The sequence below is a fragment of the Actinokineospora sp. NBRC 105648 genome, from assembly GCF_030269645.1.
Lineage (GTDB): Bacteria > Actinomycetota > Actinomycetes > Mycobacteriales > Pseudonocardiaceae > Actinokineospora.
In genome coordinates this window covers 22,310-36,210 of record NZ_BSTR01000054.1, presented here as the reverse complement: position 1 = coordinate 36,210, position 13,901 = coordinate 22,310, and the positions used below count along the sequence as shown (strand labels likewise).

Below are 13,901 nucleotides of genomic sequence, written 5' to 3'. Positions count from 1 at the left end.
AGCCGCCAAACAGCCGCGGCCGGCGCAGCGAGCATCGACGGACTCCCTAACCCGCACTACCGTGACCGCAATGAAGCGAACCTTCATCACCGCCCTAGCGGCAGTAGCCCTGTCCCTGTCCCTGTACACCCCGGCATCAGCCACCCCCAACACCCACCACCGCCCAGCGCACTGCGAGTTCACCCCCACCCCCGAGAACCCGGCCGCCCGCCCGGTCCGGGTCCCCAGGGCCACCGCCAAGTCGCACGGCACGGTCGACATCACCATCCGCACCAACTACGGCACCCTGCAGCTCGAGCTCAACCGCGACAACGCCCCCTGCGCCGTCCACAACCTGCTGCACCTGGCCCGCGCGGACTTCTACGACCACTCCCAGTGCTGGCGCCTGACCAACAGCGCACGGCTCGGTGTCCTGCAGTGCGGTGACATCTACCGCGCCGAGGAGGGCGGGCCCGGCTACAAGTTCAAGGACGAGGTCACCGGCAAGGAGACCTACCCGCGCGGCACCATCGCGATGGGGAACCAAGGGCCGGGGACCAACGGCAGCGAGTGGTTCATCGTGCACTCCTTCGCCAACATCAGCCCGGTCTACACCGTCCTGGGCCACGTCACCCGCGGCCTCGACGTGCTCGACCGGATCGTCGCCGCGGGCATCAGCCCGGACGGCGCCACCGACGGCGCGCCCAAGCGCCCGGTCGTGATCAAGGACGTCCGGGTCCGCGACTGAGGCCCGGGGCCGCGCGGACCCGACCGCCGCGCGGCCCAGTCCCTTGTGGACCGACCGGGCGAACCGGATGCTCAGGTCAGGGGGCCGACGGGGCGGGCACGCCCGGGTGCAGGAGCCGTTCGGCGATCTCGCGGACGCGGTCGCGGGTGATGCCCGCGCGCTGCTCTACGGCAAGGGGGTGACCGGTCGGTTCGATCTCCACGAACGGCCGCTCGCCGACCGGGCGGGTGTGCACGTTGGTCTTGAGGTTGAGCGTGTCGACCGGGTAGCAGGCGAGCCGGGTGGACAGCCAGCCGAAGCACGGCGGGTCGGTCTCGCGGCCGGGTTCGGTCCAGCGCTGGTCGGTGCGCTCGAAGTTGGCCGGGCTCAACGACACCCACACCCCCCAGGAGAAGACCTCCTGGCTGCCCAGCACCGGGATCTCGATCAGCCCCCGCACGAAGAAGTCCGTGCCCGCGATGACGCACTGCTCCGAGGTGAGCGCGCTGCGCGGGTCCGCGGCGGCCTCGGGGGTCCAGTAGTCGGGCGCCTCCGCGTGGTAGGACAGCGGCGGCTCGCCGTGCCGCTCCCCGCAGGTGGCGCAGTCGAAACTCAGGTCAGTCACCCGGCAAGCCTATTGACCGCGATCACCGCCGCCGCGCCCACCGGGGGCAAAACCGGTTGCGGCACAACGCGCACACCCGCTGGACTGGGCTTTCCCGACACCGGAGCGCCCGGCGGAGAACGATCACGCGCCCTGCCCCTCCCGACGCTGCCGTTCATCGACAAGATCGACCGCCGCCGCGCCGACCAAGACCGCGCGCTACGCCAAACAGCCCAACGCCTTACGCCACACGCGATCCCGATGGGCACCACCACGGCCGTGGGCACCCGCGCCGCAGGCGGTGGAGTTCCGGGCGACCAAGACCGTCCACATCGAACGGGTCACCGATGTACGCTTCGAACTCGCGGTGGAACCAGGCGCCGTGTTCTTCACGGCGGCGGAAGAGACGGTGCACGACACATTGCGGCGGGGCGAACACGGCAGGCGGGTGACGGATCGCGGGTGGCCGACTCCGGCTACCTGGCCCGCCAAGAGCCGCTCGGGCGCCAAGTCCGACAAGGGCATGTCCAGCACGGCGGGCGACTTCCGGGGCCTGACCAGGCAAGTCCCGGACGAAGCCGTGCGCCGGGCGCGAAGGGTGGTGCGTGAGCCGATGCGCCGGTTCCACCTGGAGCTTCCGACCGGCACCCACCGCCGTGCTCCAGGTCCTGTGGGGCCGCCCGAGGGGACGGTCGGCCACGCGCGTCCACGTCCTGGAACGGCGCCTACCGGCCCTGACCCACGGCGAGGGTATCGTCGACCCGGACTTCTCCCACCACCAACCGGTCGGCCGGTCCGCAGATACACTACAAACGTAGACAAATCAGACCGCCGACGAGGAGCCCGATGCCCAAGGTCATCGACCACGACGAACGCCGCGAGCACATCGTGGACGTCACCTGGGGCCTGATCATGGGCGGCGGCCTGGAGGCGGCCACCATGCGCGAGATCGCCACCGCCGCGGGCTTCGCCAACGGTGCCCTCAAGCGGTACTTTCCCAGCAAGGACGTGCTGGTGGAGGCCACTTTCGAACGCGCGCTGTCGATGATGCACAAGCACATCTCGGCCGCCGTCGCCGACCAGTCGGGCCTGGAGGCACTCCGCGTCATGTGCTACGGCGCCATGCCCCTGGACACCAAGCGCATCACCGCGGGACGCGTGTTGCTGGCGTTCTGGGAGATGTCCCTGTCCAACAAGCGCCTGCACGACCGGTACGTGGAACACCTGAAGGCCTGGCGAGGCCTCATGCACGAGCACATCAAGCGAGCGCGGGCAGCGGACGAGATCAAGACGGCGATACCGGACGAGCAACTGGTGGACGAGATAGTGCTCATCAACGCCGGCGCCAACATCATGAGCCTCGTGGGCCCGAAGTTCTCGACGAGGAAGCTCCAGAAGCAGCACCTGGACACCTTCTTCGCCAGGATCGTGCAGCCCTAGCGGCCCCGAACCCGAGATCCCGGCGGCCGCCTCGGTGCGCCGGGATCCGGCACGGTGCCCGGCCGCATGCCTGCCGGAGCCCAGCCACAGCCACGCCAGCTCGCTCGCGCCGCCAAACGCTCAACGGGCAAGGCCCATCCTCAACTCGACACGGACACCAGGTCCGCCCCACCACCGGTGCCGACAGGCAAGGCTCATCCCCAACCCGACAACCACTCCCGTCCCCACCACTGAATGCCCGGCGGGTAGGGCTCATCCTCCACCCGACCCCCGCGCAACCGTCCCCTCCCCGCCCAAGTGCTCGATGGGCTGGAGTGGCTTTGTTTGGGGAGAAAAGAGGCGCTAGCCTGGCCCAGGCGGTGGGTATCCCTTTCCCACCCGCTTTACCCACGACGCCTCTTTTCTTAGGGGCCCCGAACAAAGCCACTCCAGCCCATCGAGCATGCCCCACCAAGTAAGCGCCCGGGGGTCTCCAGGCTCCGCCTGACCGCCTGAAGCTGAGCTCATCGGCGCTTGCTCGCGTGGGCATGCTCGATCAGGTGGATCAGCTTTGTCTGGGGCCCCTAAGAGAAGAGGCGCCGGGGTGAAGCGGGTGGGAAAGGGATCACCCACGCCTCAACCAGGCTAGCGCCTCTTCTCTCCCCAGACAAAGCTGATCCACCTGATCGAGCAGTTGGCAGATCGGGCTGCGCGGGATGGGCGCGAGTCCCAATTCTCATTGGACTTGCCCGCCTGCGGTTTATCGCTGCCGTTCGGGTGCGGGTTCTCGCTGCGAGTTCTTACTGCGGCTCTCGCTGCGGGTGCCGCATCCACCTCGTGGTTGCCGCATCCACTCTTGCTTGGCCTACCGCTTCCGGCCGTGCTACCAGGAACCGTCAGCGTTGACCGCGCGGTCCGTCCACAGTGGTTCCAGGGCCGCGCGCAGGTCCGGTCCGTGTTCGTTCGCCAGGCGCAGGGCGCCCAGGTTGTCCTCCAGTTGGGACAGCTTGCTGACGCCGAACAGGACGTTCGCGACCGCCGGGTTCGCCAGGCAGAAGGCGATCGCGACCTGGGCCGCCGTGGCCTCGTAGCGGGTGGCCACCTCGGCCACCACGTCCGCGGCCGCGCGGATCTCGTCGCGGATGCCGCCGGGGTCGGCGCCGATCTTGCGCTCGGGGAACTTGCGGCCCGCCAGGATGCCGCCCTCGAAGACGTCGGAGGCCTGCATCGAGAGCTTGCCGTCGGCGAAGTAGCCGCCGTAGTACTGGCCCTCGGCCATGGTGCGGCGGGCGATGCTGTACTTGAGCTGGGCGAACACCGGGGCGGGCAGGCCCTCGCGGGCGGCGAACTCCAGGGCGGTCTCGAGGTCGGCGGCGACCCAGTTGTTCACGCCCCAGTGGTCGAAGCGGCCCGCGCGGATCTGCTCCGCGACGTCGGTGACGATCGCGGGGATGTCCGGCGGGGACATGTAGTCGCCGACCACGACGCTGTCGGCCTTGTCGACGCCGATGCGGTCCAGGGACGTCGTCATCTGCTGCTCGAAGCTGGTGGTGGGGTACTCCCACAGCCACAGCTTGCCGCACAGGTGGTAGTCCTCCCTGGCCAGCCCGGCCGCGCGGACGACCTCGCCGAAGATGATGTCGGTGCGGGCCTGTTCGGCGTGCGGGCCCATGTTGTAGTGGGCCACGTCGAACATGGTCACGCCCGCCTCGACCGCGTGCCGCAGCAGCGCGATGGCGTCGTCGGTGTCCATTCGGTCCCAGGTGTTCCAGGAGCCGAGCGCGAACAGCGGGACCCGGGGGCCGCCGGGGCCCAACTGCCGGACCGGGACACCGGACGTCTCACCCATGAGCACTCCTCCACGCCGCGAGCTGTTTGGGTTAGTCTACATCCATAGATTAAAAACCGGGAGAACAGCCCGGGGTGCCGCCGAACCCCGGCGGTGCTTCATCTGCGTTCGTTGACGGAGGACGACCGTGGCCACAGCAAGGACCGCCGACCTGGTGCTCACCGGCGGCACGGTGCTGACCCTCGACGGCACGGACCGGGAGGCGGACTCGGTCGCGGTCACCGACGGCCGGATCACCGCCGTCGGCGACGCCGAGCGGTTCATCGGCCCCAAGACCCAGGTCGTCGACCTCTACGGCCGCACCGTGCTGCCCGGTATCAACGACTCGCACCTGCACGGCGCCTGGTTGGGCGCGCTGTGGCCGAACACGCTGCTCAGCGGTACCGGGATGGACACCGGCGAGCCGCAGGCCGGGCCGCTGGTCGCCGACTCGGCCGCGCGCCGGGCCGCGATCCTGCGGGCCGGTGAGATCGTCTCCGAGCTGGGCGTGACCAGCTACACCGAGCCGGGCCTGGGCCCGGGCGAGGACGGCGGCCAGACCGGCTGCTTCTCCGCGGCGATCCTCGACGAGTACGCGGCGCTGGCCGCCGAGGGCCTGCTGCGCGCCCGCGTCACCGTGCTGCGGCTCTTCGGCGAGCTGGACGGGCCCAGCTCGCTGGCCGACTTCGAGCGCGGGCTGGCCGCGCCGGTGCCGGCCGCGGACCCGCGCTGGCTCAACGTCACCGGGGTGAAGATCTTCGCCGACGGCATCCCGCCGATGCGCTCGGCCTGGACGCACCGCTGCTACTCCGACGGCACCTCCGGGCACCTGCTCATCGACGGCACCCAGGACGCCGAGCGCGAGGCCAACCTGCGCCGGATGATCGACGTCGCGCACCGCGCGGGCGCGCAGATCGGCGTGCACGCGACCGGCGACCGGTCCATCGAGGTCGTGGTCGACGCCGTCGCCGAGGCGATCGCCGCGCACGGGCCCGCGGGCAGGCACTACCTCATCCACGGCGACCTGGTGGCCCCGGCCGTGCTCGCCCGGCTGCCCGAGCTGGGCATCGGGCTGAACACCCAGCCCGGGATCGCGGTCGCCACCGGCCCGTGGCTGGCCGCGGCGCTGGGCGAGGAGGCGCTGCACGGCGCCTGGCCGCTGCGCGCGGCGTTCGGGCTGGGCGTGCCGGTGTGCCTGAGCTCGGACGCGCCGGTCATCGGCCCGGACTGGCGGCAGTGGATCGCCGCGGCGGCGCAGTGGATGGGCGCCACCGCGAGCCCGGACCTGATGCGCAGGCTGCTGCGCTGCTACACGGTCAACCCGGCCCGGCAGGACGGCGCCGAGTCGTGGAAGGGCACCGTCGAGGTGGGCAAGGTCGCCGACCTGTGCGTGCTGGAGGCCAACCCGCTGGAGCTGGCCCCGGCCGACCTGCCGCAGGTGGACGTGGCGATGACCGTGCTGGACGGGCGGGTCGTCTTCGAACGGTGATTTCCCACCGGGGTTCACACAAGTTCCGCACAGGGGACGCACACCTGGCGCCCAGGGAGGGGCCCTACCTTCCGCGGGGTACTTGATCGAGTACTCGCAGTGAGGAGGGTCCCACGTGCATGACGACGACGAGCCCGTCGGCCGAGTCCTGGGCAGGCGGCACGCGCTAGCCCTGCTGGGCGCGGCGGGCGCGGCGCTGACCGCGGTCGGGGTCACGGGGGTCGCCACGGCGGCCTCGAGCGACTCAACCGCGGCGGCGGGCAAGTGCGACTGCGTGGCCCAACCGGAGCAGACCGAGGGCCCCTACTTCGTCGACGAGAAGCTCAACCGCTCCGACATCCGCAGCGACCCGTCGACCGGGGCGGTGTCGGCGGGCGCGCTGCTGGCGCTGCACGTGGGCGTGCTGCAGATCAACGGCCGCCGGTGCACCCCGCTCAAGGACGCGGTGGTCGACATCTGGCACTGCGACGCCGCGGGCAAGTACTCCGACGTGGCCATGGAGGGCACCACCGGCAAGAAGTTCCTGCGCGGCTACCAGGTCACCGACCGCGCGGGCCGCGTCCGCTTCCTGACCGTGCTGCCGGGCTGGTACCGCGGCCGCACGGTGCACATCCACGTCAAGGTCCAGACCACGGGGACCGACGGGAAGCCCTACGAGTTCACCTCCCAGTTCTACTTCACCGAGGAGTTCAAGGCGGTCTACCTGGCCCAGGACCCGTACAAGGTCAAGGGCCCGGCGGACACCACCAACGCCCAGGACGGCATCTACCGCGACGGCGGCGACCAACTGCTGCTGCGCCCCCGCCGGATCGGGCACCAGTACACGGCGGAGTTCACCATCGGCCTCGACCTGTCCGACACCACAGTCGGCGACGACGACGGCGGATTCCCCGGTCCCGGCCCTGGTCCGGGGCCTGGCCCTGGTCCGACGCCGCCCTCGGGCACCCCGCCGACCCGGCCGCCGACAACGCCGCCCTCGACCACCACCCTCCCGCCCACCACTCCCCCCATCACCACCACCCCGGCACCGTGACCGAGCGGTATTCCTGACCCACCGGTCACCGCTCGCCAGGACGCCGGGCGAGCGTGGACCCCGCCCTGGGCGGGTGAGCCTTGACGGCTCACCCGCCCAGCGGCCTTCGCTGCCAGTGTCAGGTGCAGCGGACCTCCAGTCTCAACTCCGACTGCCGGTTTCCGGCACTGACCGTTCCCATGCCCGTTCGACCAGCTTGAGACCGAGCGCGGTCAAGAAGCGACCGAGTAGGTGCTCGAAGCTGCGAGGTGGTGTGCGGTCTGTTGCTTCTTCCTGGTAGCACTGGAAGTAGAAGTCAATGGCCCGGGCGGCAGTCGAAAGGCAGACGCAGATTCGCGCTTCCTCGCTCCAACCCTGGTCGGTGGTATCCGAACCGTCAGTCATGTGCCCCTCAGGCGGGAACCAGCGCAATGGCCCGCGCGGTGACGGGGTCGCGGAGTAGTTGGCGGCACCTGACGAGGCTGTCCTCACAGGCGTGTTCGAAGGCGACGAGGTCCTCGGCGTTGAGGTCGCCGTCGGTGATGGCCTCGTGCAGAACTTGGGCGAGCACGTGGACCTCGGTGAGATCGGCGTAGACGGGATGCCGGGCAGTCATGGTAGGTGTTGGCTCCGTATCGGGTCAGGTGGTCGGGATGGTCTGGTGGACCTGCAACCAGCGACAGGCCTCAACAACGCGATAAGCCGTGGAGTCGATGCCGTCCACGGCCTTGTGGTCCCTGAGCGGGCTGCCCTCGGCCACGGAGGCGATCAGCCGATGAGCACACCCGATGAGGTCCCGCAGATCCTCGATCAGGGTCGGCACCCCCTCGGGCCACGCACCGTCGCGGTACTGGCCGCTGAGCAGCACCTCGGTGAGCGACTGCGGCACGCGGGACAACAGGTAGCCGTCCCCGCCGTGGGGGGAGACTGGTGGGCTGTGGGTACACGGTTCGGGCATGGGCAGTCCTCGAAGGAGTGGAGTTGGTCGAGGACTAGGACGTTAGGGGCGACGGCCATCGAGATCTTGTACAAATTGTGTGTCGCCCGGCCGTTAAGCTCGAAGACATGGGCGGAACGGATCCCAGGATCGGCGAGCGGGTTCGCTACTGGCGTCGACGGCGAAACCTGGATCGCAAGCAGTTCGCGGACATGGTCGGTCGGTCGACCTCGTGGTTGGACAAGATCGAGTCCGGGGAACGCGAACTGGCCCGGCTGCCGGTGATCGACCGGGTGGCCGAGGCCCTCGGGGTCGATCCCACCGTGTTGACCGACCGGACCAGCGCCGAACGGGCGAGCCAGTGCGTGGACGCGGGCGAGGTCGACGCCATTCGGCAGGCCCTCGGGCACTATCCCGGCCTGTCGACCACCGAGGCGACCAGCGACTTGGCGACCATCCAGCGCCAAGCCGAATATCTCGATCTCGCCTGGCCCGCGTCCCGCTTCACCGTGGTCGCCCGGCACCTGCCCGCTCTGATGACCTCGGCGGAGGCAGTCGTCAGGGATGCTCCCGCAGCCGACCAGGTCCCGGCCCAACGCGTCCTGGTGACCACCTATCGCCTGGCCTCATCAATGTTGCTGAAGTTCGAGGCCGACGACCTCGCCTGGCTGGCGGCGGATCGAGCGATGCACGCGGCCCACGCTGTCGACGACACCTGGTCTCTGGCCAGGGCCACGCGCAGTGTTGCCCGCGCGATGTCCGGCGACCGGCAAAAGCCGCAAGCCATCGCGACCCTACTGGCGATGGCGGACAGGATGCGCGCCGAAGTAGCGACTGATGCCGAGAATCTCCTGGCGCTGCACGGCATGCTCTACCTGGCCGCGTCGATCTCCGCCGCTGGGCAAGACAATGCTCCGCTGGCACAGGAAATGCATGACGAGGCAATGGCGACCGCCCTGAGGTTCAAACCACACTACGACACCCACCACACATCCTTCGGTATGACCAACACTGTGATCCACCGGGTCTCCGCGCTGGTCCGACTCCACGAATGCGGTCGGGCACTGGAGTTCGCCGCCACGATCGATCCGGCGGCCGTCGCCCTTCTCCCGGCTGAACGCCGGTCGAACCACCTGCTCGACCTGACCGAAGCGCACATCGGGGTCGGAGACCACCGACGGGCCGTGATCGCGCTGGGGCAAGCTGAACAGATCGCGCCGGAAGAGGTTCGCTGTCGCCCGCTGGCGCACGGCTTGCTGCGCTCGCTGCTGCGCAACACCACCGGCCAACCGGCCAAGCTGGTCAAGAGCATGGCCGACCGAGCCGGGGTCGCGGCGTGACCAAGCCGGTGCTGTACCTGGTGATCTGCGGAGCCGGTCCGGCCGCCCACATCGACCGGGTGATCACGCTCGCGCGCGATGACGAGTGGGATGTGTGTTGCCTGGCGACGCCGTCGGCGGTCGAGCACTTCCTCGATCTCGACGCCCTGGAGCAGCTCACCGGACACGTGGTGCGGACCGGACACCAGCGGACCGGACAACCCGCCCTCCCCAAGGCCACGGCGGTGATCGTCGCACCCGCCACCTACAACACCATCAACAAATGGGCCACAGGCATCGCCGACACCTACGTGCTGACCCAGCTCGCCGAACTGACCGGGCTCGGCGTGCCCATTGTCGTGCTGCCATTCGTCAACACCGCGTTGGCCGCCAACCGCGTCTTCGCCCGCAGCGTCGACGAGTTGCGCGAGTCGGGAATCACCGTCTTGCTCGGGGAAGGCGGCTTCGTGCCCCACCCACCGCGCACCGGCGGGCAGGCGATGGACACCTACCCTTGGAACCTGGCGTTGGCCGCCGCCCGATCAGCCAAGCGCTGACAGACTATCCAGATGGATCCACGGCACCCAACCTCCGGTCCACACGTCTTGGTGCTCTGGGACATCGACCACACCCTCGTCGAAAGCCGAGGGGTAGGCCGCCGATTCTTCGAGCAAGCATTTCACGCGGCGACCGGCCGAACGCTGGTCAAGCGGGCGGACATCTCCGGTAGGACGGAGTTGGACATCATCCGGCAAAGCCTGGCAGTCAACGACATCGAGCCGACCGGGGACCTGGTCGCCGAGGTGATGAACGCCCTGGTGCGCGAATACCAGCACGGCAGCGACGAACTCGGGACCACCGGGCGCGCGCTCCCCGGCGCACACAAGGCCGTTCAGCTGCTCGCCGCCGAGTCCTCGGTGTTCCAGACCGTGTTGACCGGCAACCTGCCCGAAGTCGCCCGCATCAAGCTCGAAACCTTCCACCTAGCCGACTACCTCAACCTGGATGCCGGAGCCTACGGCTCGGACCACACCGATCGATCAGCCCTCGTGGCCATCGCCCGAGAACGGGCCGCAGAGCATACGGGCATCAGGTTCGCCAACTCCGCAACTGTTCTCATCGGCGATACGCCCGGAGATGCGGCAGCGGGAAGATCAGTGGGTGCCAGAGTCATCGGAGTAGCCACAGGAAAGAGTTCGATCGCCGAGTTGACCGGAGCCGGAGCGTCGCCAGTGATCGAGTCACTGCACGACTTCACGTCCGCTCTGGTGCTCACCCGACCCGACCCGCACTCCCCCGTCTAGACAGTCAGCCATTCCGTCACTGTCCGGATGACCGACGCCTGCCAGACCTGGCTCTGGGGGTCCAGGTACTGCGGGTCGTCGTGGACGGCGAAGCCGTGTTGCGCACCCTCGATCTCGACCAACCGGTGCTCGCTCCGCAGTCGCGCCACCGCCGCCCGCGAGGACTCGACGGGCACAAAAGTGTCCTTGGTGCCGTGGACCACCAGGGTAGGGGCTTGGATGTCGCCGACGACCTCATCCGGCCGCAGCCAGAAGACCTCGTTGAGAATCGCGCGGCCGTGCTTGAGGCTTGGCGTGAAGTCGATGAAACCGTTCTCCGCCAACAGTTTCGCCATGGGCTCGGCCAGGGTGTCGGCGTGCCAGTAGTCGCGGCTGTCGATCGCGCGCTTCTTGTAGTCGAACTGGGGGTTGAGCAGCAAGAGTCGGCGGATCTCGTCCGGGCGCTTCGCGGCGTAGTAGCCGCAGATGCCACCGCCGAAGCTCGCGCCGAGCAGGCTGACCGAGTCCTGGCCCGTCTCGGCCCGCAGACGCGCGCCAGCCACGCGGATGTCGTTGAGAATGGCCGACAGGGTCAGGTCTTCCTGCTTGCCCTCGCTCTGGCCGTGACCACGGTGATCGAACCGCAGCGAGGCGACGCCCGCCTCGCTGAGCCCGGCGGCCAGTCGGGTGAAGAAGCCGCCTTCCTTCCGGGTAACCCCGCCACCGTGCACCATGACCACGGCGCCCCGCAGCAGGACGTCGGTCGGCACCAGCAGGGTTGCGGCCAGGCGCAGGCCGTCGAGGGTGCGGAGGTACAAATGTGTCAATGTTCCCTACTCGCCGCTAGGTGATCAGCTGATCCGGCAGACCGCCTGGGTCGCCGTGGATTCCAGTTCCGCCTTGAGGTCTCGGGACTCCGGTGTGTTGACCTGTTCGCACAGCCGCACCGCCTCCGCCCGGTACGCCGCCGCTTTGGACCGGTCCGGGGTGATCTCCGCCAGGACGCGCAGGACTCGGGCGTGGTGCCAGGGTTCGTGGTTCTCGGCGAGGATCCGGGAGGCGTCCTCCAGGTTGCGGCGGGCGGCCGCCCAATCGCCCAGGGCTCGGTCGGAGCGGGCTTGGCCGAAGGCGGCTAGGGCACGCACGTGCGGGTAGTGGGCAGTGGCAGCCAGTTCGCGGGACTCGCGGAAGGCGTCGCGGGCGGCGGCCAGGTCGCCTGATGCCTCGAGGGTGTCTGCGAGCCGCAGCAGGGCCATGGCCAGGAGGTTGGCGTGGGGGCGCATCTCTGGGGTTCGGAAGAAGGCCGCGGTGAAGCGGTGGGCCTCGATGGCGGCCGGGTAGTCGCCCAGCTGGTGCAGGGCCAGGCCGAGGATCGAGAGGGTGACGAACTTGCCCAGCCGGTCGCCCAGCTCGTCGAACAGGGCGATGGCCGGGCGGATGTACTCGGTGGCCTCGGCGGGTTTGCCCTCCACCAACTCCGTTCGGCCGCAGTACTGCAGCGCCCACGCCTCCTCGTTGCGGTCGCCGGTCTCGCGGGCCGCGCGCCAGGCGCTCTCGTGGGCGGCCAGGGCCTCGGCGTTGCGGGAGCGGGTCAGGGTAAGGGCCCAGCCCAGGAAGTTCAGCTGCACCGCCTCGTCGCGGCGGCGGCCCAGGGCGCGCGCGGCGGCGACGCCGTGGGCGAAGACCTCGCGCCAGAGTTCGGGGTCGGCGCGGATCTCGGAGTACCAGTGCATGGCGCGGCTGAACGCCAGGACCTCCTCGTACCGGCCCAGTTCCATCCCCCGGCGCACCGCGCACAGCCAGCGCGGCTGCTCGTTGTCGAGCCAGTCGACGGCCTCGGCCCTGGTGGTGAGGCCGACCGCGCCCGGTGTCGGTTCGTCGGCGGTGTCGCTGGGCGGCGAGAGCAGCATGCCCGCGCCGGTGCCCACCGACAGCGCCCAGTGGACCACCCGCAGCTCGGCGGCGCGGATGCGCGGTGGCGTCTCCTCCAGCGCCAGCCGCTCCCCCGCGAACACCCGCAGCAGGTCGTGGCTGGTGTAGCGGCCGGGGACGTGCCCCGGCTCCAGCAGGCTGGCCTCCACCAGCTCGTCGAGCCTGCGCTCGGCGGTGTCCGGGTCGACCTCGGCCAGCACCGCGACCGCCTCGACCGACACCTCCGGGGCGGGGACCAGCGACAGCAGCCGGAACACCGCCTGGGTGCTGCGGTCGCACTGCCGGTAGGACACCTCGAAGGCGGAGCGGACCTGCAGGTCGCCCGCGGTGAGCGCGGTAAGCCTGCGCCGCTGGTCCTCCAGCTGGGCGACCAGGTGCGCGACCGGCCAGTGCGGCCGGGTGACCAGCCGGTTGCCCGCGATCCGCAGCGCCAGCGGCAGGTTGCCGCACAGGTCGGCGACCCGCGCGGTGGCCTCGGGCTCAGCGGCCGCGCGGCGGGCGCCGATGATCGAGCCGAGCAGCCGTACGGCCGCGTCGCCGCGCAGCACCGCCAGCGGGACCCTGACCACGGCCTCCAGCCCGGAGAGCACCCGCCTGCTGGTCACCAGCACCAGGGTGCCCGCGCTGCTGGGCACCAGCGGCCGCACCTGGGCCTCGTCGGCGGCGTTGTCGAGCACCAGCAGCATCCGCCGGTCGCGCAGCAGCGAGCGGTAGAGCCCGGCCCGGTCCTCGACGCCGTCGGGCAGCTTGCCCTCGGCGATGCCCAGGGTGACCAGCAGCCTGCCCAGCGCGTGCTCGGGGCTGAGCCGGTCGGTGTCCATGCCGCGCAGGTTCAGGAACACGCAGCCGTCGGGGTAGCGGTCGACCAGCCGGTGCCCGGCGGACACCGCGAAGGCAGTCTTACCCACCCCTGGTGGGCCGTGCACGCCGATCACCACGGCGGTGTGCCGCGGGCTGGGGCCGGCGTGCCGCAGCAGCTGCGCCAGCTCGGTCTCCCGGCCCGCGAGGTCGACCTCCGGCGGCAGTCCGCGCAGCGGCCGGTCGATCGCGGGCCGCGGTTCCTCTGGCGCGTGGTCGGCCTCGATCGCCTGGTAACCGCCGCTGCCCAGGAACTGCTCCAGCTCGGCCCCGCCGAGCGCGAGCGCGCTGGCCAATGCCTGCCCGGTGCGCCGCTGGGGGCGGCGCACCCGGCCCCGTTCGAGATCGCTGATGGCCCGCGTGCTCACCCCGGACTTCTCCGCCAGCTCCTCTTGGGTCAGCCCGACCGCCCGCCGGTGCGCGGACAGCAGCGCGGCGAACGTCGAGCCCTGATCACCCATCGACAACCCCAGTTCGTCACCTGTCGTCTGCTTGTCCTTCGATCGTGCCGAAG

The 13,901-nt window shown here is 70.1% G+C and carries 13 protein-coding genes; 7 read left to right on the top strand and 6 right to left on the bottom strand.

Annotated elements, in window-relative coordinates:
• The first annotated feature begins 70 nt into the window (after nt 1-70).
• Nucleotides 71-727: a peptidylprolyl isomerase gene (locus QSK30_RS31310; protein WP_285508427.1), complete on the top strand. Its 657-nt coding sequence runs from the start codon at nt 71-73 to the stop codon at nt 725-727.
• 76 nt (nt 728-803) lie between these two features.
• On the opposite strand, the gene QSK30_RS31305 is transcribed toward QSK30_RS31310, so the two are convergent.
• Nucleotides 804-1,331, bottom strand: coding sequence for a DUF2199 domain-containing protein (locus tag QSK30_RS31305; RefSeq protein WP_285508426.1), 528 nt, complete (start codon nt 1,329-1,331; stop codon nt 804-806).
• Nucleotides 1,332-2,156: 825 nt separating this feature from the next.
• Here QSK30_RS31305 and QSK30_RS31300 point away from each other — a divergent pair.
• Entirely contained in the window at nt 2,157-2,750 is a 594-nt protein-coding gene (locus QSK30_RS31300) for a TetR/AcrR family transcriptional regulator (protein ID WP_285508425.1), read from the top strand.
• An 862-nt stretch (nt 2,751-3,612) separates the two neighbouring features.
• Here the strand turns inward: QSK30_RS31300 and QSK30_RS31295 are convergent.
• Entirely contained in the window at nt 3,613-4,578 is a 966-nt protein-coding gene (locus QSK30_RS31295; protein WP_285508423.1) for an aldo/keto reductase, read from the bottom strand.
• A 127-nt stretch (nt 4,579-4,705) separates the two neighbouring features.
• Here QSK30_RS31295 and QSK30_RS31290 point away from each other — a divergent pair, with 127 nt between their 5' ends.
• On the top strand, nt 4,706-6,046 hold the full coding sequence (locus QSK30_RS31290) for an amidohydrolase (RefSeq protein WP_285508421.1): 1,341 nt from the start codon (nt 4,706-4,708) through the stop codon (nt 6,044-6,046).
• A gap of 115 nt (nt 6,047-6,161) precedes the next feature.
• Nucleotides 6,162-7,079: a dioxygenase family protein gene (locus QSK30_RS31285; protein ID WP_285508419.1), complete on the top strand. Its 918-nt coding sequence runs from the start codon at nt 6,162-6,164 to the stop codon at nt 7,077-7,079.
• A 391-nt stretch (nt 7,080-7,470) separates the two neighbouring features.
• On the opposite strand, the gene QSK30_RS31280 is transcribed toward QSK30_RS31285, so the two are convergent.
• Nucleotides 7,471-7,674, bottom strand: coding sequence for a hypothetical protein (locus QSK30_RS31280; protein ID WP_285508417.1), 204 nt, complete (start codon nt 7,672-7,674; stop codon nt 7,471-7,473).
• Nucleotides 7,675-7,698: 24 nt separating this feature from the next.
• Nucleotides 7,699-8,016 (bottom strand): hypothetical protein, encoded by a 318-nt coding sequence (locus QSK30_RS31275; protein WP_285508415.1) that lies wholly within the window; start codon nt 8,014-8,016, stop codon nt 7,699-7,701.
• A 107-nt stretch (nt 8,017-8,123) separates the two neighbouring features.
• Here QSK30_RS31275 and QSK30_RS31270 point away from each other — a divergent pair, with 107 nt between their 5' ends.
• Genes QSK30_RS31270 through QSK30_RS31260 form a run of 3 tightly spaced genes read left to right on the top strand, consistent with a single transcriptional unit; the run spans nt 8,124 to nt 10,618 of the window.
• Nucleotides 8,124-9,335, top strand: a complete 1,212-nt coding sequence (locus QSK30_RS31270; protein ID WP_285508453.1) for a helix-turn-helix domain-containing protein — start codon at nt 8,124-8,126, stop codon at nt 9,333-9,335.
• On the top strand, nt 9,332-9,871 hold the full coding sequence (locus QSK30_RS31265) for a flavoprotein (RefSeq protein ID WP_285508413.1): 540 nt from the start codon (nt 9,332-9,334) through the stop codon (nt 9,869-9,871). The genes QSK30_RS31270 and QSK30_RS31265 overlap by 4 nt, the downstream gene beginning before the upstream one ends.
• A gap of 51 nt (nt 9,872-9,922) precedes the next feature.
• Nucleotides 9,923-10,618 (top strand): haloacid dehalogenase-like hydrolase, encoded by a 696-nt coding sequence (locus tag QSK30_RS31260; RefSeq protein ID WP_285508411.1) that lies wholly within the window; start codon nt 9,923-9,925, stop codon nt 10,616-10,618.
• Here the strand turns inward: QSK30_RS31260 and QSK30_RS31255 are convergent.
• Together QSK30_RS31255 and QSK30_RS31250 are read right to left on the bottom strand one after the other, a co-directional pair.
• Nucleotides 10,615-11,415, bottom strand: a complete 801-nt coding sequence (locus QSK30_RS31255) for an alpha/beta hydrolase (RefSeq protein WP_285508409.1) — start codon at nt 11,413-11,415, stop codon at nt 10,615-10,617. The genes QSK30_RS31260 and QSK30_RS31255 overlap by 4 nt on opposite strands.
• Before the next feature lie 33 nt (nt 11,416-11,448).
• The gene (locus QSK30_RS31250) at nt 11,449-13,848 is read right to left on the bottom strand and encodes an ATP-binding protein (protein WP_285508407.1); all 2,400 of its coding nucleotides are present in this window, start codon (nt 13,846-13,848) and stop codon (nt 11,449-11,451) included.
• Nucleotides 13,849-13,901 lie beyond the last annotated feature (53 nt).

Coding starts and splice junctions, on each gene's coding strand:
- QSK30_RS31310 (WP_285508427.1), top strand. CDS start 71: ATGAAGCGAACCTTCATCACCGCCCTAGCGGCAGTAGCCCTGTCCCTG.
- QSK30_RS31300 (WP_285508425.1), top strand. CDS start 2,157: ATGCCCAAGGTCATCGACCACGACGAACGCCGCGAGCACATCGTGGAC.
- QSK30_RS31295 (WP_285508423.1), bottom strand. CDS start 4,578: ATGGGTGAGACGTCCGGTGTCCCGGTCCGGCAGTTGGGCCCCGGCGGC.
- QSK30_RS31280 (WP_285508417.1), bottom strand. CDS start 7,674: ATGACTGCCCGGCATCCCGTCTACGCCGATCTCACCGAGGTCCACGTG.
- QSK30_RS31275 (WP_285508415.1), bottom strand. CDS start 8,016: ATGCCCGAACCGTGTACCCACAGCCCACCAGTCTCCCCCCACGGCGGG.
- QSK30_RS31270 (WP_285508453.1), top strand. CDS start 8,124: ATGGGCGGAACGGATCCCAGGATCGGCGAGCGGGTTCGCTACTGGCGT.
- QSK30_RS31250 (WP_285508407.1), bottom strand. CDS start 13,848: ATGGGTGATCAGGGCTCGACGTTCGCCGCGCTGCTGTCCGCGCACCGG.